The 19,223-nt window shown below is 66.4% G+C and carries 20 protein-coding genes; 12 read left to right on the top strand and 8 right to left on the bottom strand.

Annotated features, from left to right (window positions below; all coding sequences use genetic code 11):
• Nucleotides 1-331: anhydro-N-acetylmuramic acid kinase (locus tag jaqu_RS15335; protein WP_043919883.1), on the bottom strand; the 331-nt coding region annotated here is incomplete at its 3' end.
• Between the two features lie 83 nt (nt 332-414).
• Here jaqu_RS15335 and jaqu_RS21705 point away from each other — a divergent pair.
• A complete protein-coding gene (locus tag jaqu_RS21705; RefSeq protein ID WP_161793881.1) occupies nt 415-591 on the top strand; it encodes a hypothetical protein in 177 nt (58 codons plus the stop codon).
• A gap of 46 nt (nt 592-637) precedes the next feature.
• Here jaqu_RS21705 and jaqu_RS15330 read toward each other — a convergent pair whose 3' ends face one another.
• The 7 genes from jaqu_RS15330 to jaqu_RS15300 form a co-directional block, all read right to left on the bottom strand.
• The gene (locus tag jaqu_RS15330) at nt 638-1,183 is read right to left on the bottom strand and encodes a peptidylprolyl isomerase (protein WP_043919882.1); all 546 of its coding nucleotides are present in this window, start codon (nt 1,181-1,183) and stop codon (nt 638-640) included.
• Nucleotides 1,176-1,676 (bottom strand): peptidylprolyl isomerase, encoded by a 501-nt coding sequence (locus jaqu_RS15325; RefSeq protein ID WP_043919881.1) that lies wholly within the window; start codon nt 1,674-1,676, stop codon nt 1,176-1,178. Before jaqu_RS15325 ends, jaqu_RS15330 begins: the two co-directional genes overlap by 8 nt.
• A gap of 81 nt (nt 1,677-1,757) precedes the next feature.
• A complete protein-coding gene (locus jaqu_RS15320) occupies nt 1,758-3,044 on the bottom strand; it encodes an NAD(P)/FAD-dependent oxidoreductase (protein WP_043919880.1) in 1,287 nt (428 codons plus the stop codon).
• Nucleotides 3,041-3,718, bottom strand: a complete 678-nt coding sequence (locus tag jaqu_RS15315) for a type 1 glutamine amidotransferase (protein ID WP_043919879.1) — start codon at nt 3,716-3,718, stop codon at nt 3,041-3,043. The genes jaqu_RS15320 and jaqu_RS15315 overlap by 4 nt, the downstream gene beginning before the upstream one ends.
• Nucleotides 3,715-5,025 carry an NAD(P)/FAD-dependent oxidoreductase gene (locus jaqu_RS15310; RefSeq protein WP_043919878.1) on the bottom strand — a complete coding sequence of 437 codons (1,311 nt, stop codon included), beginning with the start codon at nt 5,023-5,025 and terminating at the stop codon, nt 3,715-3,717. Before jaqu_RS15310 ends, jaqu_RS15315 begins: the two co-directional genes overlap by 4 nt.
• Nucleotides 5,025-6,329 carry a glutamine synthetase family protein gene (locus jaqu_RS15305; protein ID WP_043919877.1) on the bottom strand — a complete coding sequence of 435 codons (1,305 nt, stop codon included), beginning with the start codon at nt 6,327-6,329 and terminating at the stop codon, nt 5,025-5,027. Before jaqu_RS15305 ends, jaqu_RS15310 begins: the two co-directional genes overlap by 1 nt.
• A gap of 61 nt (nt 6,330-6,390) precedes the next feature.
• Entirely contained in the window at nt 6,391-7,689 is a 1,299-nt protein-coding gene (locus tag jaqu_RS15300; RefSeq protein WP_043919876.1) for an NAD(P)/FAD-dependent oxidoreductase, read from the bottom strand.
• A gap of 113 nt (nt 7,690-7,802) precedes the next feature.
• Between jaqu_RS15300 and jaqu_RS15295 the strand changes: the two genes are divergently transcribed.
• The 11 genes from jaqu_RS15295 (at nt 7,803) to jaqu_RS15245 (ending at nt 19,195) form a co-directional block, all read left to right on the top strand.
• On the top strand, nt 7,803-8,891 hold the full coding sequence (locus jaqu_RS15295; RefSeq protein WP_043919875.1) for a polyamine ABC transporter substrate-binding protein: 1,089 nt from the start codon (nt 7,803-7,805) through the stop codon (nt 8,889-8,891).
• Nucleotides 8,892-8,943: 52 nt separating this feature from the next.
• The gene (locus jaqu_RS15290) at nt 8,944-10,074 is read left to right on the top strand and encodes an ABC transporter ATP-binding protein (RefSeq protein ID WP_043919874.1); all 1,131 of its coding nucleotides are present in this window, start codon (nt 8,944-8,946) and stop codon (nt 10,072-10,074) included.
• 4 nt (nt 10,075-10,078) lie between these two features.
• Nucleotides 10,079-10,966 carry an ABC transporter permease subunit gene (locus jaqu_RS15285; protein WP_043919873.1) on the top strand — a complete coding sequence of 296 codons (888 nt, stop codon included), beginning with the start codon at nt 10,079-10,081 and terminating at the stop codon, nt 10,964-10,966.
• Nucleotides 10,963-11,772, top strand: coding sequence for an ABC transporter permease (locus jaqu_RS15280; RefSeq protein WP_043919872.1), 810 nt, complete (start codon nt 10,963-10,965; stop codon nt 11,770-11,772). The genes jaqu_RS15285 and jaqu_RS15280 overlap by 4 nt, the downstream gene beginning before the upstream one ends.
• Before the next feature lie 174 nt (nt 11,773-11,946).
• Nucleotides 11,947-12,921, top strand: a complete 975-nt coding sequence (gene phnD, locus jaqu_RS15275; protein WP_043919871.1) for a phosphate/phosphite/phosphonate ABC transporter substrate-binding protein — start codon at nt 11,947-11,949, stop codon at nt 12,919-12,921.
• Between the two features lie 60 nt (nt 12,922-12,981).
• Nucleotides 12,982-13,773: a phosphonate ABC transporter ATP-binding protein gene (gene phnC / locus jaqu_RS15270; protein WP_043919870.1), complete on the top strand. Its 792-nt coding sequence runs from the start codon at nt 12,982-12,984 to the stop codon at nt 13,771-13,773.
• Complete coding sequence (gene phnE / locus jaqu_RS15265) at nt 13,770-14,594, top strand: phosphonate ABC transporter, permease protein PhnE (protein WP_043919869.1); 825 nt, start codon at nt 13,770-13,772, stop codon at nt 14,592-14,594. The genes phnC and phnE (jaqu_RS15265) overlap by 4 nt, the downstream gene beginning before the upstream one ends.
• Complete coding sequence (gene phnE / locus jaqu_RS15260) at nt 14,595-15,410, top strand: phosphonate ABC transporter, permease protein PhnE (protein WP_043919868.1); 816 nt, start codon at nt 14,595-14,597, stop codon at nt 15,408-15,410. It begins immediately after the preceding gene.
• 5 nt (nt 15,411-15,415) lie between these two features.
• Nucleotides 15,416-16,312 carry an HAD-IIA family hydrolase gene (locus jaqu_RS15255; protein ID WP_236687873.1) on the top strand — a complete coding sequence of 299 codons (897 nt, stop codon included), beginning with the start codon at nt 15,416-15,418 and terminating at the stop codon, nt 16,310-16,312.
• A 234-nt stretch (nt 16,313-16,546) separates the two neighbouring features.
• Complete coding sequence (locus jaqu_RS15250) at nt 16,547-17,011, top strand: (2Fe-2S)-binding protein (RefSeq protein ID WP_043919866.1); 465 nt, start codon at nt 16,547-16,549, stop codon at nt 17,009-17,011.
• Nucleotides 17,012-17,014: 3 nt separating this feature from the next.
• Entirely contained in the window at nt 17,015-19,195 is a 2,181-nt protein-coding gene (locus jaqu_RS15245) for a xanthine dehydrogenase family protein molybdopterin-binding subunit (RefSeq protein ID WP_043919865.1), read from the top strand.
• Nucleotides 19,196-19,223 lie beyond the last annotated feature (28 nt).

Below are 19,223 nucleotides of genomic sequence, written 5' to 3'. Positions count from 1 at the left end.
GGGCGGCGCCGTCGCCTGCCTGATGGGTACGGCGGTTTTCCGGATCGTGGGCGAGGGTCTGGCCGTGGAAGCCGATCACCTCGGCGTCAGGGAAGCCCACCAGCAGGTCGGCATGAGCGTCCTGTACGATTTCGACGGCCTCGGCCACGCCCTCCTCTCCGGGCCAGCGGCCAAGGGCCGCGCGCAGCGTGGCCCGTTCCGCCTCGGTGTAGGCCCGGAAGGCGGACCGGCCGAATCCGTGGATCATCTCGCCATCGGTCACCAGTTCGGCGGCGTCCACCCCGTCGAGCGACGTGCCGGACATGGTACCGAGGGCACGGATCGGCTGCATGACGCTCCTTTCTCGACGGGAACAAGTGGCGGGCCGGGCGGGTTTAGCCGTTACACAACCGCACGCACAACGAAGGACGACACATGAGCGCTCCCGAAACAAATATCGAAAAGCAGGAACGCCGCCATGCCGGACCCCTGATCGGGATAACGGCATGTCTGGTCTTCGCGGCCATTATCCTCGTGGCCTATTTCGGCTTCATCGTGACCGACGATGCCGTGGTCGAGGACGGGCCGGTGGTCACCGCACCAGCGGACTAACGGTCGTGCGGCGGGACGTCGCAACGTCCCGCCGTCTGAAGCCGTCTTATTCGATGACCCGGACGTCCTGCATCACGTCCGGGTCGTCCGAAATCGCGCCATTCGCGGCGCTCGACCCCTTCTTGATCTGATCCACCACATCCATGCCGTCCGTCACGCGCCCGACGACGGTATATTGACCGTTCAGGTGCGGCGCAGCCTCGAACATGATGAAGAACTGGCTGTTGGCGCTGTTCGGGCTGGCCGAGCGGGCCATGCCGACGACGCCCCGCTCGAACGAGACGTTCGAGAACTCCGCATCCAGGTTCGGGCGGTCTGAGCCGCCGGTCCCGGCCAGAGACAGGTTCCCGCCGACCCGGCCGTGTTGCACGTCGCCCGTCTGCGCCATGAAGCCGTCGATCACGCGGTGGAACACGACGCCATCATAGGCGCCCGACTCCGCGAGTGCGGTGATCTGGGCGACATGCTCGGGCGCCACGTCTTCGAGCAGGTCGATGGTGATCGTGCCGTTCGCCTGACCGGCGACGTCGATTTCCAGCCCGGTGGCGGAGGCGGGGCCGGCCAGAAGTGCTACGAGAGCCAGACTACGCATCGGCGGCCACCTTCATGCTGACGATCTTGTCGGGGTTTGCGGGCGGCTCGCCGCGGGTGATCTTGTCGACCAGGTCCATCCCGTCGATGACACGGCCGTAGACGGTGTATTGCCTGTTCAGGAAGTGGTTGTCGGCGAAGTTGATGAAGAACTGGCTGTTGGCCGAATCCGGATTCTGGCTGCGGGCTGCGCCAAGCGTGCCGCGATCATGGGGAATGCCCGAGAATTCGGCCTTGAGGTTCGGCTTGGAGGATCCGCCGGTGCCCGCGCGCGAGGTGCTGCCACCGGCCTTGCCATGCTCCACATCACCGGTCTGGGCCATGAAGCCCTCGATCACGCGGTGGAAGACGACGTCGTCATAGGCGCCTTCGCGGGACAGTTCCTTGATGCGCTCGACATGGCCAGGGGCGACGTCGGGCAAAAGCTCGATGGTGACGGTGCCGCTTTCCAGCTCCATCAGTATGGTGTTCTCGGGGTCTTTGATGTCGGCCATCGGGGCCTCCCTTTTGGTCTTTGGCCGCACAGCTAGGACATCGGCGCGGGGAGTGAAAGGCGACGCCGCGCACTCGGCGCGTCATCGCGCCATACGGTCCCGCAGCGCATACCACGCCATGCCAGCCGCAACGGCGAGGCTGCCCACCGAGCGGGGCAGCGGCAGGTGCCAATGCCGCACGGCCGCGAAGGTGTCGAAGTCGCGCGGATCCCCGGTCAGCGCGTCCGCCAGGGCGCGGGCCAGGATGTGCGAGAGCGCGATGCCATGCCCGGAATAGCCCTGCACGTGAAGGACGTTGCCCGACCGGCCGACCTGCGGGATGCGGTTCAAGACGATGCCGTCATGGCCCGCCCAGGCATAGTCGATCCGGACGCCGCGCAGGCGCGGGAAGGTGCGCTCGATGGCTGGGCGAAGCTCTGCCTCGATATCGGGGCTGTCGCGGCCGGAATAGTTGGTGCCGCCCCCGAACATGAGCCGCCGGTCCGCGGTAAGGCGGTAATAGTCCAGCACGAACCGGCTGTCGTAGACGGCGAGGTCATGGGGGTTGATCGCGCGGGCCGTCGCCTCGTCCAGAGGCTCGGTCGCGCAATTTGCCAGCGAGGCCGGGAAGAGCTTGCCGCGCAGGCGGGGCTGGTCGAGCAGGTGGTAGGCGTTCCCCGCGATCAGCACGTGATCGGCGGTGATCCTGCCCCGCGCCGTGTGCAGGCGGGGGCGCGGTCCATGTTCGATTCGCTCGACCGGCGTACCGTCGTGGATGCTTGCGCCAAGGCTTTCGGCGGCCCGCGCCTCGCCCACGCAGAGGTCGAGCGAGTGGACGTGCATGTTCCGGCGATTCAACAGGCCGCCGACATAGAGGTCGGTCTCCAGATAGTCGCGAATCCGGTCGGCGGGGATCAGATCGACGTCGCCTTCCATGCCGCGCGCGCAGGCGGCGGCGTGGCTCGCGCGGAGGTCCTCCATCTGAGCAGACGTCAGGGCGGTCTGCATATGGCCGTGCTTCAGGTCGCAGGCGATGTCATATTTCGCCACCCGGTCGGCTATGATGGCGTGGCCACGCCAGCGCAGGTCCCAGACGTAGTCGGCGGCGGCGTCGCCCAGCGTGCGGCGGAACTCCCGCTCCATCGCCCGGTCACCGGACAGGCTGCCGGTGATCTGCCCGCCATTGCGGCCTGACGCGCCCCAGCCGATCTTGTGCGCCTCGCACAGCGCGACACGGGCGCCGCGTTCGGCCATCTCGACGGCGGTGGCCACGCCGGTGAAGCCGCCGCCGACGATGGCCACATCAACGTCCAGATCGCCGTCGAGCGGGTCGAACCCCGCACGGTCGCTGGCGGTGGCGGCGTAGTAGCTGTCGGCGTGGTCGCTCAACGTGCGGCCTTGAAGAACCGCTCCATCTCGTCGGCGAACCTGTCGGAGGTCAGCGGCGTGTCGGCCTTCGAAAGCGCGCGATCCCGGATTTCGTCGGGCAGGATCGCGGCGCGGGCGTCGATCAGTTCCTTGAGGAAAGGCGCGGTGAACTCGGGATGCGGCTGGATCGACAGCGCCCTGTCGCCGTAGACGAGGATCGCGTTCTCGCAGAAGTCCGAGGATCCCACGCGCTCCGCATCGGGGGGGAGTTCGACCACCTGGTCCTGATGGAAGGCGATGATGTCGTGATCGCCGAACCGGTCGGAGCGGTAGCGGACCGGCCCGACGGACCAACCGCCCGCAAATTTCTCGACCCGCCCGCCCAAGGCTTGCGCCAGGATCTGATGCCCGAAGCAGACACCGATGATGGGCACGGCCGCCGCATAGGCAGCGCGCAGGAAGTCTTCGAGCGGGGGGATCCAGGGATGATCCTCGTAGGCGCCATGGCGGGAGCCGGTGATGAGCCAGCCGTCACATTCATGCGCGTCGGCGGGCAGGTCCATGTCGAGCACCGCATAGGTGCGGAAATCAAAGCCCCGATCCTTGAGAAGCCGCTTGAAGAACGCGTCGTAATCCCCGTGAATGTCAGCGATTTCTTCGGGCGAGCGGCCGGTCTGCAGGATGCCGATCCTCATAGTCCGAACCTGTCCTTGAAGCCGTAATACCACGACCCGATCACCGAATAGGGCACGCGGAACATGCGCCCGCCCGGGAACGGGATCCATGGCACTTTGGCGAACACATCGAACCGAGACCGGTCGCCGTCGATGGCTTCGGCCAGGATGCGCCCGAAGGTGTGACTGCCGGTGACGCCATGGCCGGAATAGCCGTGGGCAAAGTAGGTATTGTCGTTCAGGCGGCCCAGTTGCGGCACCCGACTGAAGGACAGGGCGAAATTGCCGGACCAGGCGTGGTCGATCCGGGTGCCTGCCAGTTCGGGAAAGACGCGCAACATGTTGGGCCTGAGCTTGGCGACGACATCCTTGGGGTCGGTGCCGCCATAGACCGTGCCACCCCCGAAGAGCAGGCGGCGGTCGCCGGACAGGCGAAAATAGTCGAGGATGAAGCGGATATCCTCGACGCAGGTATCGGTGGGCAGGAGGCGCGCGGCCACCTCTGGGGCCAGGGGCTCGGTCGCCATGATCTGGGTCGAGACCGGCATGACGCGGGGCGTCAGCGCGGGCACGACATCGCCCAGATAGGCATTGCCGCAAAGGACCAGCGCCTTGCACGTGATCGAACCGTCCGCGGTGTGGACGACGGGCTGCGGCGCCTCGTGATCGACGCGGGTCACCATCGACATCTCGAAGATCGTGCCGCCCTGCCCCTCCAGCGCATCTGCTTCGCCCAGAGCGAGGTTGAGGGGGTGCATGTGACCGCCCGCATGGTCGATCATGCCTCCGACATAGGCGTCGGTGGCCACATAGTCACGGATGCGGTCCTTGCCGACCATCTCTTGCGTCTCGATCCCGTAGCCGCGCCAGAGGGCCAGCCGCTCTTCGAGTTCACGCATATGGGCAGGCGTGTAGGCCGTGAAGAGATTGGTGGGCTTCAGGTCGCAGTCGATGCCGTAGGTCTCCACCCGCTCGCGGATGATGTCGCCGCCCTCCATCACCAGCGAGGCGACGAAGCTGGCCGTGTCGCGCCCGTAGCGCCGCTCGATCGTCTGCAGAGAGGCGTTGAGGCCGTTCACGATCTGCCCGCCATTGCGCCCAGAGGCCCCCCAACCGATGCGCGCGCCCTCGACCACGGCGACCTGGTGGCCGCGCTCGGCCAGATGGAGCGCGGTAGAGAGGCCCGAATAGCCCGCTCCGACGACGCAGACGTCGAAGCTGTGATCCCCCGTCAGCGGGGGGCGCAGGCTGCGGGTATTGGCGGTGGCGGCGTAGTAGCTGCCGATATGGGCGCCGTCGCCCGCATAGGAGCGGAGGGGGGCGTTCATCACACACTCTCCCGGTAGGTGGCGTATTCGAACATGGTCACGGTCTCGAGGAACCGCTCCAGCTCCTGCCGCTTGGCGCGGGCGAAAAGGCCGCGGAACTGGGGGTGGAAGATGCGGGCCATGGTCTCTCCGGCCTCGAAAGCGTCGATGGCAGCGGCCCAGGTCAGGGGCAATTCGGGCAGGTCGGCCTCATAGGCATTGCCCTCGGTCGGGTCTGGCGGCGTGGCCCCGCGGTCGATCCCGTCGAGCGCGGCGCCCAGGATCGCGGCCAGCACCAGATAGGGGTTGGCATCGGCGCCCGCCACCCGGTGCTCGATGCGTCGCGACGCGGTGTCGCCGCCAGGCACGCGGATGGCGGCGGTGCGGTTCTCGTAGCCCCAGCCGATTCCGATCGGCGCATGCGAATTGGGGCGGATGCGGCGGTAGCTGTTATGGTGCGGAGCCAGGATCAGCGTGCTTTCGGCCATGGCGCCCACCAGCCCGCCTATGGCGTGGCGCATCGTGTCGGACCCGGCCTCCGTCCCGTCGTCGAAGACGTTGCGCCCTGTCCGGTCGAGCAGTGAGAAATGGACGTGCATCCCGCTGCCCGCGCTGTGGCCGAAGGGCTTGGCCATGAAGGTCGCGTCGTAGCCATGGGCCGAGGCGAACCCCTTCACGATCCGCTTGAACAGCACCGCGTCGTCGGCCGCGCGCAGGGCGTCGTCGCGGTGGCGCAGGTTGATCTCGTACTGCCCCCGTCCGCCTTCGGAGATGGCCGTGTCGATCGCCACGCCCTGATCGGCACAGGCGGCGTAGACGTCGTCGAAGAAGGGTGAGAGGCGTTCGAGTTCGGCCAGGCTGAGGATGTGCTCGACACGGGGCGCGACGGGGCGCGCCTCGGGGGCGGGCGTGTCGATGAGGTAGAATTCCAACTCGGTCGCCACGACCGGGGTCAGGCCTGCGGCGCGGTAGCGATCCAGCACGGCGGACAGGACCTGGCGGCTGTCGGTGGGATGGGGACTGCCATCCTCCTCCCACATCCAGACGGGCAGGAAGCCTGCGCCCTCGCCCAGCCAGGGCGACGGGTGGACGCGGTCGCCGATAGGCCGGCAGATGCCGTCGGCGTCGCCGGTGTCGAAGACCAGTTCGCTGCCCTCGATGTCGCGGCCCCAGATATCGACGGTGCAGATCGAAACGGGCATCCGGACGCCGTCGGCGCGCAGCTTGTCGAGTTGCGCCGCAGGGATCCGCTTGCCCCGGTGCACGCCGTTGATGTCGCACAATCCGACGAGGATGGAGGCGGGGTTGGAAGGGTCGTCCGTCATCAGGGGCTCCGTCGCGGGCGAGCGGAGGATGGGCGCCCGGCGGGGGGGCGAAGTCAAGGCGTCACAGACGGTCGCGGAGCGAATACCACAGCATCGCCGCAACCAGGAGCGGCTGTCGCATCAGCCGTCCGCCGGGAAAGAGCGGCGTCGGCACGGAGGCCATCACGTCGAAGCGTTCAGCCTGACCGGCGATGGCCTCCGCCGCGATCTGGCCCGACAGGGTTCCCAGCGCAACGCCGTGGCCCGAGAAGCCCGACATGGAGAGCACGTTCCCCGAGAGGCGGGCGTAATGCGGCATCCGGTTCATCGTGATCCCAAGCGTGCCGCCCCAGGCATGTGCAATTTGCACATCTTTCAGGTGCGGGAAGACCTGCACCATCGCGCGACGCACCTGTCCGGCGATATCGTGCGGGAAGCGGTAGCCATAGCTCTCGGTCCCGCCGAAGAGCAGGCGATGGTCGTCGCTGAAGCGGAAATAGTTCACCACGAACTTCGAATCGGCGACGGCGATGTTGCCGCGGATGATCTCCTCCTGACGGTCGGGCAGGGGCTCGGTGGCGAGGATATAGTTGTTGAGCGGCATGACCCGGCGAGCGACACGCGGCTCCAGATCTCCGAGGTAGCCGTTGCAGGCCAGCACGAGGTGGTCGGCGGTGATCACGGCCTTATCGGTGGTGAGGGTGACAGTCTGGCCATGGGCGATACGGCGGACACGGCTGCCTTCGTGCAGATGTGCGCCCGCATCCTGCGCAAGCCGTGCGAGGCCCAGCGCGAAGCGCAGCGGGTCCAGATGGCCGGACCACGTATCGACGGCCCCGCCATGGTAGAGGGGCGAGGCGACGGCCTCTCGCAACTCCTCACGGTTTAGGGCGCGGACATGCGGGTAGTCGTATTCTTTCCGCAGCTTGTCGACATAGGCATGGGTTGCGGGCACGTCGCGGGCGCGGTGGTCCGCATGAGCGATGCCGGGATAGAACGGCACGGCGACGCGGTCGTCCGCGGCCAGCTCGCGCACCAGATCGACGGCCTGCATGCCGATGCGCCAAAGCGCGTGGGCGTGGTCGAGGCCGACCATGCGCTCCAGATCCTCCTGATCCAATCTCTGCCCCTGCCCCACCTGCCCTCCGTTGCGGCCCGAGGCGCCGAACCCCACGCGCTGCGCTTCAAACAGGCGGACATCGTAGCCCCGCTGCGCAAGGTGCAGGGCCGTCGACAGCCCCGTGAACCCGCCGCCGACGACGCAGACGTCACAGCGCAGGTCGCCCCGGGCCGGCGCGAAGGGCGGCAACATGCGCGCCTGCGCCGCGTAGAGGCTGGGTGGATAGGTCCCGTCGCGATCGTTTGCGGTCAGCAGATCCAAATAAATGTCTCCGCAGAGATGAAATTCACGGCGGCACCCCAATCTGCGCGCTGCCACCTCTTGCACGTCCCGTGCATCTGGGAAAACCTCTGGCAAACCTCGGGGAGTAGGACATGTCTCTGAAGACCACCACGGCGCTCGCCGCCACCCTCACCGTCGCGGCCTCGCTTGCCCATGCGCAGGAAGTCCGCGTCTACAACTGGTCGGACTATATCGACGAAAGCCTGCTTGAAAAGTTCGAGCAGGAAACCGGCCTGGAGCTGATCTACGACGTCTTCGACAGCAACGAACTGCTGGAGACCAAGATGCTGGCCGGGTCGTCGGGCTACGATGTCGTGGTGCCCACGGGCGACTTCCTGCAGCGCCAGATCGCGGCGGGCGCGTTCCAGCCGCTGGACAAGTCGCAATTGCCCAACATCGAGAACACCTGGGACGTCATCAACGATCGGACGGCCCAGTACGATCCCGGCAACGAATACGCGATCACCTACCTTTGGGGCACGACCGGCATCGGCGTGAATGTCGGCGAAGTGACCGAACGGCTGGGCGAGGATGCGCCCGTCGACAGCCTCGCGCTGATCTTCGATCCCGCCAACATGGAGCAACTGGCCGATTGCGGCGTCCACTTCATCGACGCCCCGACCGAGCTAATCCCCGCCGCGCTGGCCTATCTGGGTGAGGATCCGACCAGCCAGGATCCGGACGTGATCGCCAAGGCCGAAGACGTGCTGATGGGCGTGCGGCCCTACGTGACCAAGTTCCACAGCTCGGAATATATCAACGCGCTGGCCAACGGCGATATCTGTGTGGCCTTTGGCTGGTCCGGCGACGTGCTGCAGGCGCGCGACCGTGCGGCCGAAGCCGAAAACGGGGTCGAGATCGCCTACAACGCGCCCAAGGAAGGCGCGCTGATGTGGTTCGACATGATGGCGATTCCTGCCGATGCACCGAACCCGGAAGGCGCGTTGCAGTTCATCAACTTCATCCTGGACGCGCAGAATATCGCGGCCGCGACGAACTACGTGAACTTCGCCAACGGGAACGAGGCGTCCAAGGAATTCGTCGACCCGGAGATCCTCGCGGACCCGGCGATCTACCCCGACGAGGCGACGCTCGAGAATCTCTATGTGGTCCAGCCGCTCCCGCCGCGGGTTCAGCGGACGGTCACGCGGATGTGGACCAAGATCAAGTCGGGCACCTGAGCCCGGTGCCCGGGCGGGACTTCCGCCCGGGCGACTTCGCGGGACGCGCGCCATGAGCCACACGGAGGTCTTCGCGCCCTGGGACGACCCGGAGGCGACGCCCCTCATCTCCTGTCAGGATGTCACCAAGCGTTATGGCGAATTCACCGCCATCGAGCGGTTGACGCTGGACATCTTCCCGCGGGAATTCTTCGCCCTGCTGGGCCCGTCGGGCTGTGGCAAGACCACGCTGATGCGGATGCTGGGCGGCTTCGAGGATGTCAGCGGCGGGCGCATCACCATCGACGGGCAGGACATGGCCGGCATCCCGCCGAACAAGCGGGCCGTGAACATGATGTTCCAGTCCTATGCGCTGTTCCCGCATCTGACGGTCTGGGACAATCTGGCTTTCGGGCTGAAACGCTCGGACATGGCGAAGGACCAGATCGGCGACCGGGTCGAGGCGATGCTGAAGCTGGTGCAGCTTCAGAAGTTCGCCAAGCGCAAGCCGCATCAATTGTCAGGCGGACAGAAGCAGCGCGTGGCGCTGGCCCGCGCGCTGGCGAAGGGGCCGAAGCTGCTGCTGCTCGACGAGCCGCTGGGCGCGCTGGACAAGAAGCTGCGCCAGCAGACCCAGTTCGAGCTGATGGACATCCAGGAGAAGACCGGCACCACGTTCGTCATCGTGACCCACGATCAGGAAGAGGCGATGACCGTCGCCAGCCGGATCGCGGTCATGGACGAGGGACGGATCGTACAGGTGGACACGCCGGGCCGGATCTACGAAGCGCCCAACTCGGTCTACGTGGCGGACTTCATCGGCGACGTGAACGTGATCCGTGGCCGGGTCTCTGCCCTGAACGGCGAGAGCGCCGAGCTGAACTGGGGCGAAGGCAAGCGCCCGATCCGGGCGACCGCCGGGGCCGGCGCGGTTCACGATGCGTCTGGCGCGTTCGTGATCCGGCCTGAGAAGGTCACCATCGCCACAGAGGAACCCACGGACCGCCACAACCGCGTGAAGGGCGTGGTCGAGGACATCGCCTATCTCGGCAACCTCTCGACCTTCCATGTGCGGCTGGAGAGCGGCGACCTGATTTCGGCGCAATTGGCCAACAGCCGCCGCTTCGCCAACAGGGGCATCACCTGGGAGGACCCGGTCTGGCTGTCCTGGTCGGACACGGCCGGGCTGGTCCTGGGGGATTAGGGGAATGCGCCTGTCATCCCGCCCGGTGCTGATCGGCCTGCCCTATCTCTGGCTTCTGCTTCTGTTTCTGGTGCCGTTCGGGATCGTCCTGAAGATTTCCCTGTCGGATGTCGCCATCGCGATCCCGCCCTACGTGCCCGTCCTCGACCCATCGGAGGGATGGGCCGGGATCACCGGTTTCCTGTCACAGCTCGACTTCGAGAACTACGTCTGGCTGACGCAGGACGACCTCTACTGGAAGGCGTATCTGTCCAGCGTCCGCATCGCCGCGATCTCGACCGCGCTGACGCTGCTGGTCGGCTTCCCGCTGGCCTACGCGATGGCCCGCGCGCCGGAGCAATGGCGGCCGAGCCTTCTGATGCTAGTGATCCTACCGTTCTGGACCAGCTTTCTGATCCGCGTCTACGCCTGGATCGGGATCCTGTCGAATGAGGGCTTTCTCAATCAGGCCCTGATGGGGATCGGCCTGATCGACGCGCCATTGACGATCCTGAACACGAACGCGGCGGTCTATATCGGCATCGTCTACACCTACCTGCCGTTCATGGTCCTGCCGATCTACGCGACGCTCGAAAAGATGGACGGATCGCTGCTCGAGGCGGCGGAGGATCTGGGCTGCACGCGCCTGCAGGCCTTCTGGGCGGTGACCGTGCCGCTGTCGCGGCCGGGTGTGATCGCGGGCTGCTTCCTCGTCTTCATCCCGGCGCTGGGCGAGTTCGTGATCCCGTCGCTGCTGGGCGGGTCGGATACGCTGATGATCGGCAAGGTGCTGTGGGAGGAGTTCTTCTCGAACCGCGACTGGCCCGTCGCCTCGGCGGTGGCGATCGTACTCCTGCTGATCCTGGTCGTGCCCATCGTCCTGTTCCAGCGCAACCAGGAGCGGTCGGCGTGAGGCGCCTGTCGGCTTTCAACGTCGTGTCGCTGACCTTCGGGTTCGCGTTTCTCTACATCCCGATGCTGATCCTCGTGGTCTACAGCTTCAACGCCTCGCGACTGGTCACGGTCTGGGGCGGATTCTCGACACGTTGGTACGGAGAGCTTGTGCGCAACGAAGCTTTCCTGGAGGCGGCCTGGGTCACGCTGAAGGTCGGGCTGATCTCCTCGACCATCGCGACGGTTCTGGGCACGATGGCGGCCATCGCGATGGTGCGCGGCGGGCGGTTCATGGGTCGGACCCTGTTTTCCGGCATGATCTACGCGCCCCTCGTCATGCCAGAGGTCATCACGGGCCTGTCGCTCCTGCTGCTCTTCATCTCGATCGGGCTGGAACGGGGGGTGATGACCATCGTGCTGGCCCATGCCACCTTCTCGATGTGCTACGTCTCGGTGGTCGTGTCGTCACGGTTGGCCAGCTTCGATGTCTCACTGGAAGAAGCGGCGCGCGATCTGGGCTGCACGGGTTGGGACGCGTTCCGCAGCGTGACGCTGCCGATCATCGCGCCCGCGGTCGTCTCTGGCTGGCTCCTGGCCTTCACGCTGTCGCTCGACGATCTGGTCATCGCCAGCTTCACTGCCGGACCGGCGGCGACGACGCTGCCGATCCGCATCTTCTCCTCCGTCCGGCTTGGGGTGAGCCCCGAGATCAATGCGCTGTCGACGATCATCATCGCGCTCGTCGCGACGGGGGTCATCGCAGCGTCCCTGACCACCAAGCGTGCGATCCTGCGGCGTCAGGCCGAAGAGCGTGCGGCCGCCTGACCGCACCTCGCGTCACCAAAGCTTCACTTCACCATCCCGGTCGAAGGCCGTAGGTCGCGCGGGGCATCGCGTTCAAAATCGGGTCGTGTCTGGACTCGGACGCAGCGATCGGCCTTCATGACGGAATCCCGGCCAGGCGGCGCCCCCGCCGGCCGGAGAGACAGGGAGAGAGACATGAAAAAAACCGAACTGAGCGGCGTAATCGCCGCCGCGCTGACTGCTATGGCGTTGGCCGGGCCGGCCTCTGCGCAGGACTGCCCACGGGGCGATCTGGACGACCGTTTCTGCGATGCCGATGGCGATCTGATCGCGGACATCCCCACGGATGAGAGCGAACTGGTCGATCCCGACACCCTCATCTTCGCCTATACCCCGGTCGAGGACCCCGCCGTCTACGAGACGGCCTGGAGCGACTTCCTCACACATCTAGAAGAAGCGACCGGCAAGGACGTCGTGTTCTTCCCCGTCCAGAACAATGCCGCTCAGATCGAAGCCATGCGGTCCGGCCGCCTGCACATCGCGGGCTTCAACACCGGCTCGAACCCGCTGGCGGTCAATTGCGCGGGCTTCCGTCCGTTCACCATCATGGCGGGCGAGGACGGCTCCTTCGGCTACGAGATGGAGATCATCACACATCCCGAAAGCGGCATCACCGAAGTGGCCGACATCGCGGGCGGGCAACTGGCCTTCACCTCCGAGACGTCGAATTCCGGCTTCAAGGCGCCCTCGGCGATCCTGGCCTCCGAGTTCGGCATGACCGCCGGCGACGATTTCGAACCGGTCTTCTCGGGCAAGCACGACAACTCGATCCTGGGCGTGGCCAATCAGGACTACCCCGCCGCCGCCATCGCCAACTCGGTCAAGCAGCGGATGCTGGAGCGCGAGGTCGTCTCCGACGATCAGCTCGTCACGATCTACACCTCGCAGACCTTCCCGACGACCGGGTACGGGACGGCGCACAACCTGACGCCCGAGCTGCAGCAGGCGATCCGCGATGCCTTCTTCAGCTTCGAGTGGGAGGGCACCTCGCTGGAGGAAGAATTCAGCAAGAACGGCGAGGCGCAGTTCCTCGAGATGACCTATCAGGAGTTCTGGGACGTCATCCGCAAGATCGACGCGGCCAACGGCGTCAGCTACGCTTGCGAATGAGCCGTCGATGACGGTACCGGGCCCGGCGGCACGTGTCGCCGGGCCCACGGGGGGACAGGAATGCTCAAGCTTCAAAAGCTGACCAAGACCTACAAGACGGGCGATCAGGCCCTGAAGGCCGTCGATCTGGACGTGCCGTCGGGTCAGGTGCTCGCGTTGATCGGACCATCCGGTGCGGGCAAGTCGACGCTGATCCGCTGCATCAACCGGCTGGTGGAACCGACATCGGGCAGCGTCATGCTGGGCGATGTGGACCTGACCAAACTCGGCGCCGCGGCCCTTCGGCGCGAACGCCGCCGAATGGGGATGATCTTCCAGGAATACGCCCTGGTCGAACGCCTGACGGTGATGGAGAACGTTCTGTCCGGCCGGTTGGGTTACGTGGGCTTCTGGCGGTCGCTGACGCGCCGCTACCCGCAAAGCGACGTGGACGAGGCGTTCCGACTGCTCGACCGGGTCGGGCTGGTGCACATGGCAGACAAGCGCGCCGATGAATTGTCCGGCGGGCAGCGCCAGCGCGTCGGGATTTGCCGGGCGCTGATCCAGAACCCGGCACTCTTGCTGGTGGACGAGCCGACCGCTTCGCTGGACCCCAAGACGTCACGCCAGATCATGCGCCTGATTTGCGAATTGTGCGCCGAGCGCGGGCTTGCGGCGATCATCAACATCCATGACGTGGCGCTCGCTCAGATGTTCGTGCAACGCGTCATCGGCCTGCGCTTCGGAGAGATCGTCTATGACGGCTCGCCCAACGGTCTGACTCCCGACAAGCTGACCGAGATCTACGGCGAGGAGGACTGGGAGGCGACCATCGAGAACGTCGAGGGCGAAGAGGTGGAGGCCGCGGAATGACCGACGTCACCCACCGCGAACTCGACGACCTGATCGGACGCCGCTGGCGCCGCCCGCCGCTGGTCAAACGCACATGGCTGCGCTGGACGCTCGTCATCGGCGGCGTCCTTTACCTGATCGCCGCCATCGCGTCGGTCGAAGTCAACTGGAGCCGGGTCTACGAGGGGCTGGAGCGAGGCTGGGCCTTCGTTCTGGCCTTCACGTCGCCGGATTTCACGTCGCGCGGAGACGCGATCTGGACCGGGATGGTGGAGTCGATCGTGATGACGGTCGCGGCCTCCGTCGTGGGTATCCTGATCTCCATCCCGATCGCGCTGGGCGCGGCGCGCAACATCGCGCCCCTGCCCGTCTACATGATCTGCCGCGGCATCATCGCCGTCAGCCGCGCCCTGCAGGAGATCATCGTCGCGATCCTGCTGGTCGCGATCTTCGGTTTCGGTCCTCTGGCCGGCTTCCTGACGCTGAGTTTCGCGACCATCGGCTTCCTGTCCAAGCTGCTGGCCGAGGATATCGAGGCGATGGACCGATCCCAGGCAGAGGCGATCCGGGCCACCGGCGCCCGCTGGGGACAATGGATCGATTACGGCGTGACGCCGCAGGTCCTGCCCCGCCTGATCGGGTTGTCGATCTACCGCGTCGATATCAATTTCCGGGAATCCGCGATCCTCGGCCTCGTCGGCGCGGGCGGGATCGGCGCGACGCTGAATACCGCCTTCGACCGCTACGAGTACGACACGGCGGCGGCGATCCTTATCCTGATCATCGTGATCGTGATGGCGCTTGAATACATCTCGGGGATCGTCCGGGCGAAGGTGCAATAGATGCCGGTTCTCGAAACAGAAGGCGGCGCGGTCTGGCGCAAGCGCACGACCGGTCAGGCGATGGCACGCTGGGCCATGTGGCTGCTGGGCGTGGCGATCTTCATCTGGTGCTGGCAGCGGATATCGGACGCGACGACCTGGTTCTTCGTCTGGGACGCGCCCGAGATCGCGGGCGACATCCTGGGCCGGGCGACGCCGCCGCGCTGGTCTTACATCAACACCCTGTGGGAGCCGCTCTGGGATACGCTGAACATCGCGACGCTGGGGACGCTGGCCGCGCTTGTCATGGCGGTGCCGGTCGCGTTCCTAGCGGCGCGGAACACCACCCCCTCGGCCCTCTTCGTGCGGCCCATCGCGCTGCTGATCATCGTTTCGACGCGGTCGATCAACTCGCTGATCTGGGCGCTGTTGCTGATCGCGATCATCGGACCCGGCGTCTTTGCCGGGATCGTCGCGATCGCCATCCGCTCGATCGGGTTCTGTGCCAAACTGCTCTACGAGGCCATCGAGGAGATCGACCGCACTCAGGTCGAGGCGATCACCGCCACGGGCGCCTCTCGGATGCAGGTGATGGCCTACGGGATCGTGCCCCAGATCGCGCCGGCCTTTGCGGGCATCGCGGTGTTCCGCTGGGACATCAACATCCGGGAATCCACGGTGCTGGGCCTCGTGGGCGCGGGCGGCATCGGGTTGCAGCTTCAGGCCTCGATGAACACGCTGGCCTGGCCGCAAGTCTCGTTGATCCTGCTGGTGATCCTCGCCGCAGTCGTCGTCTCCGAATGGGTGTCCGCGAAGGTGCGCGGGGCGATCATCTGAGGCCCATGTCCACGCTTCGCGAGATCTTCGACGGCTACGAGGCCGTGCGCCACCGCATGCCCGCGCGCGGCCCAGGCGGCGCGTGTGAGCGCGTGCCAGATCTCGGCGCCGTCGCGGATCGGTTCGACGTCTTTCTGCTGGACGCGTTCGGCGTGCTGAACGTGGGCGAGGCCGCCATTCCCGGCGCCGCCGAACGGGTGCGGGATCTACGCGAGCGGGGCAAGCGCGTGCTGGTCGTGTCGAACGCGGCGGGCTTGCCCCATGCGCGGCTGATGGAGAAATACGACCGGCTGGGTATGGGGTTCGCGCCCGAAGACGTGGTGACCAGCCGCGCGGCCCTTCTGACGGCCCTCGACACCGAAGCGGGGCGGCGTTGGGGGATCATGGCCGCGCCATCCTGGGGGCGGAAAGATCTGGAAGGGCTCGACCTCGTCTTCCTGGAAGACGACCCGGCGCCTTACGCAGAGGTCGACGGGTTTCTGCTTGTCGGGTCGAGCGTCTGGTCCGAGGCCCGCCAGACGATGCTGGAGGCCGCCATCGCCGCGCGGTCCCGGCCGGTCCTGGTGGGCAACCCGGACATCGCTGCACCTCAGGACGATGGCGCCTCGAAGGAGCCGGGATATTGGGCGCACCGTCTGGCGGACCGGACCGGAGTCGAGCCGCGCTTCTTCGGCAAGCCGTTCGGCAACATCTACGACCTGGCCTTTGCCCGGCTCGACGCCGGCAGTAGTGCCCGCGTCCTGATGGTCGGCGACAGCCTGCATACCGACGTGCTTGGCGCACAGACGGCCGGCATCTCGTCCGCCCTGGTGACGGGGCACGGCTTGCTGAAGGGGCTGGATATCGCGGAGTTGATCGAGACCAGCGGCCTGCGGCCCGACCTGATCCTGCCCTCGATCTAGGGGCTTCCGCCATGGCGGCGGGGATCCGCTGACGAAGACGATCGCCGGGTGGCCGGTCCAACCAGCTTTCCTTCTTTGAACCAGCGGCTTGCGGCGCTCCTGTGCGGGTCAGGCCTTTCCAGGAGCCCCGCCCGGCCCCGCACCCGCATGTGTGATCGGCCGCACGCGCCGGTGGCCGCGAAATCTGCTAGACTTATGTCTTACAGGACAGTGAGCCAGCCGGAGGCAGCCAGCATGACGATTTCCCTGAACATCAACGGCGAGACCCATGAGGTGGAGGCCGATCCGGGCACGCCGCTTCTCTGGGTGATCCGGGACGAGCTGCGTATGACGGGCACCAAGTTCGGATGCGGCGTCGCCTCCTGTGGGGCCTGCACGGTCCATCTCGACGGGCAGCCGGCGCGCTCCTGCCAGACCTATGTGGGCGATCTGGAAGGCACGGAGATCACCACGATCGAAGCGATGAGAGAGAATGAGATCGGTGCCGCCGTCCAGCAAGCCTGGATGGAGCTTGACGTCGTGCAATGCGGCTACTGCCAGTCCGGCCAGATCATGTCGGCCGTCGGTCTGCTGAGCGAGAACCCCAAGCCCTCCGCGGAAGAGATCGATAATTACATGTACGGGAACGCGTGCCGCTGCGCGACCTACCAACGGATCCGCGCGGGTATCCAGCGCGCCTCCGAGATCCTGGAGGCCTGAGCAATGACCCTTTCGACATCCCGCCGCGGCTTCCTCAAGGGGGCAACCGCCACCGGCGCCCTCCTGTTCGTCGGCCTGACCCCGCAAGGGGCGCTGGCTGCCGCTGACGGCCCCGCGATGCTGAACCCCTTCGTCAAGATCGGCTCGGACGGCACCGTCACGGCCATCGTCAAGCATTTCGAGAAGGGACAGGGCCCGGCCACGGGTCTTTCCACCCTGATCGCCGAAGAGATCGGCCTGCGCATGGATCAGATCGCCTACGAGTTCGCGCCGTCGAACCCGGAGGTCTACAACAACCTGCTCTTCGGCCCCTTCCAGGGGACGGGCGGTTCGACGGCCATGGCCAATTCGTTCATGCAGTATCGCCAGGCCGGCGCCGCGGCGCGCGAGATGCTCTTGCAGGCCGCCGCGTCGGACTGGGGCGTCGACGCCTCCGAGCTGAGCATCGAGGAAGGCATGGTCACGGGCGCGGGGAACACCGCGCCTCTGGGCGACTTCGTCGCTGCGGCCAGTGCCCTCGAAGCACCGGCCGAGCCGCGTCTGAAGGATCCGTCCGAGTTCCGTCTGATCGGCGACCCGTCGATCCGGCGTCTCGACAGCGCGATCAAGGTCGACGGGTCCGCTCAATTCGCCATCGACGTCTTCCTACCGAACCAGATGGTTGTGATGATCGCCCGGCCCGAACAACGTGGCGCGCTGGCGATGTCCTTCGATGACAGCGGAGCGCAGGGGATCCGCGGCTACATCCGATCCGCCGTGCTGCCCAATCAGGCCGGCGTCGCGGTCTACGCCGAGGACACCTGGGCCGCGCTTCAGGCCCGCAACGCCCTGGAGGTCGAGTGGGACCTGTCAGCGGCCGAAACCCGCAGCTCAGACGAGATCGAAGCAGAGATCCGCGCCGCGTTGGAGGAAGAACCGACCTATAACGTCGGCGGGCCCGATGCCGCCGCCACCCGAGCGGCCATCGACGGCGCGGCGAACGTGGTCGAGCAGACCTTCTACTTCCCGCTTCTGGCCCATGCGCCGATGGAGCCGCTCAACTGCACCATCGAGCAGACCGAGGATGGCCGCATCGTCCTACATGACGGGGCACAGATGCCGACCGGGCCGCACATGGCAATGGCCGAGATCTTCCAGTTGCCGATGGATCAGATCGAGATCCGAACGATGCTGGCAGGCGGGTCCTTCGGCCGGCGCGCGACGCCGGATGCGGATTACCAGGTCGAGGCCGCGCTGGCTTTCGTCATGACCGACCGCACGCGTCCCGTAAAGCTGGTCTGGTCGCGCGAGGACGATCTGCGGTCGGGCTATTACCGCCCTGCCTTCGGTCACAAGGTTCGCGTCGGTCTGGACGAGGACGGCGAGATCGTAGGGTGGGAGCACCGCATCGCCGGTCAGTCGATCATGAAGGGGACGCCGTTCGAATCCGTGCTCGTCCATGACGGGATCGACCACAGTTCCGTCGAAGGGACCGCCGATTCCCCCTACCAGATCCCCGGCGCGTTCTTCGGGCTGACGGACACCGAGAAGGCGACCAGCACGCTCTGGTGGCGGGCGGTCGGCCATACGCATACCGCCTACGTGATGGAGGTCATGATGGACATGGCCGCCCGCGCGGCAGGTGCGGATCCGGTGGCCTTCAGGCTGAACTATCTGACCGGCGAGGGCGCCGATCAGCGGAGGATGGCGGGGGTCCTCCGACTGGCGGCCGAACAGGCCGGTTGGGGCGCGGCGCCCGCAGACCGCAGTCAGGGGATCGCGGTTCACAAATCCTTCGGCAGCTATGTCGCCGAGGTGGTCGAGATCTCGGGCAACGCGGCGGACGGCGTGCGGATCGAGCGCGTGACCTGCGCCGTCGATTGCGGCCTTGCGGTCAACCCGGACATCGTGAAGGCGCAGATGGAGGGCGGTATCGGCTACGGGATCGGGCACAACATGCGCGACCGGATCACGCTCACGAACGGAGCGGTGGACCAGTACAACTTCCCCGACTACGAGCCTCTGCGCATCGGGGATATCCAGCGCATCGACGTCCATATCGTCCCGTCGGCGGAGGCGCCGACCGGCGTCGGCGAGCCCGGTACGCCACCCGCGGCCCCCGCTCTGGCGAATGCCATCGCGGCCGCGAGCGATCTGCGCGTCGGAACGCTGCCGATGGACGAGAACGGCGTCGCCTTCGTGTGATGCCATCGGCCGCCGCCCTTTCTAGGGG

The sequence above is a fragment of the Jannaschia aquimarina genome (assembly GCF_000877395.1).
Lineage (GTDB): Bacteria > Pseudomonadota > Alphaproteobacteria > Rhodobacterales > Rhodobacteraceae > Jannaschia > Jannaschia aquimarina.
This window is presented reverse-complemented; position numbering and strand designations above follow the sequence as displayed.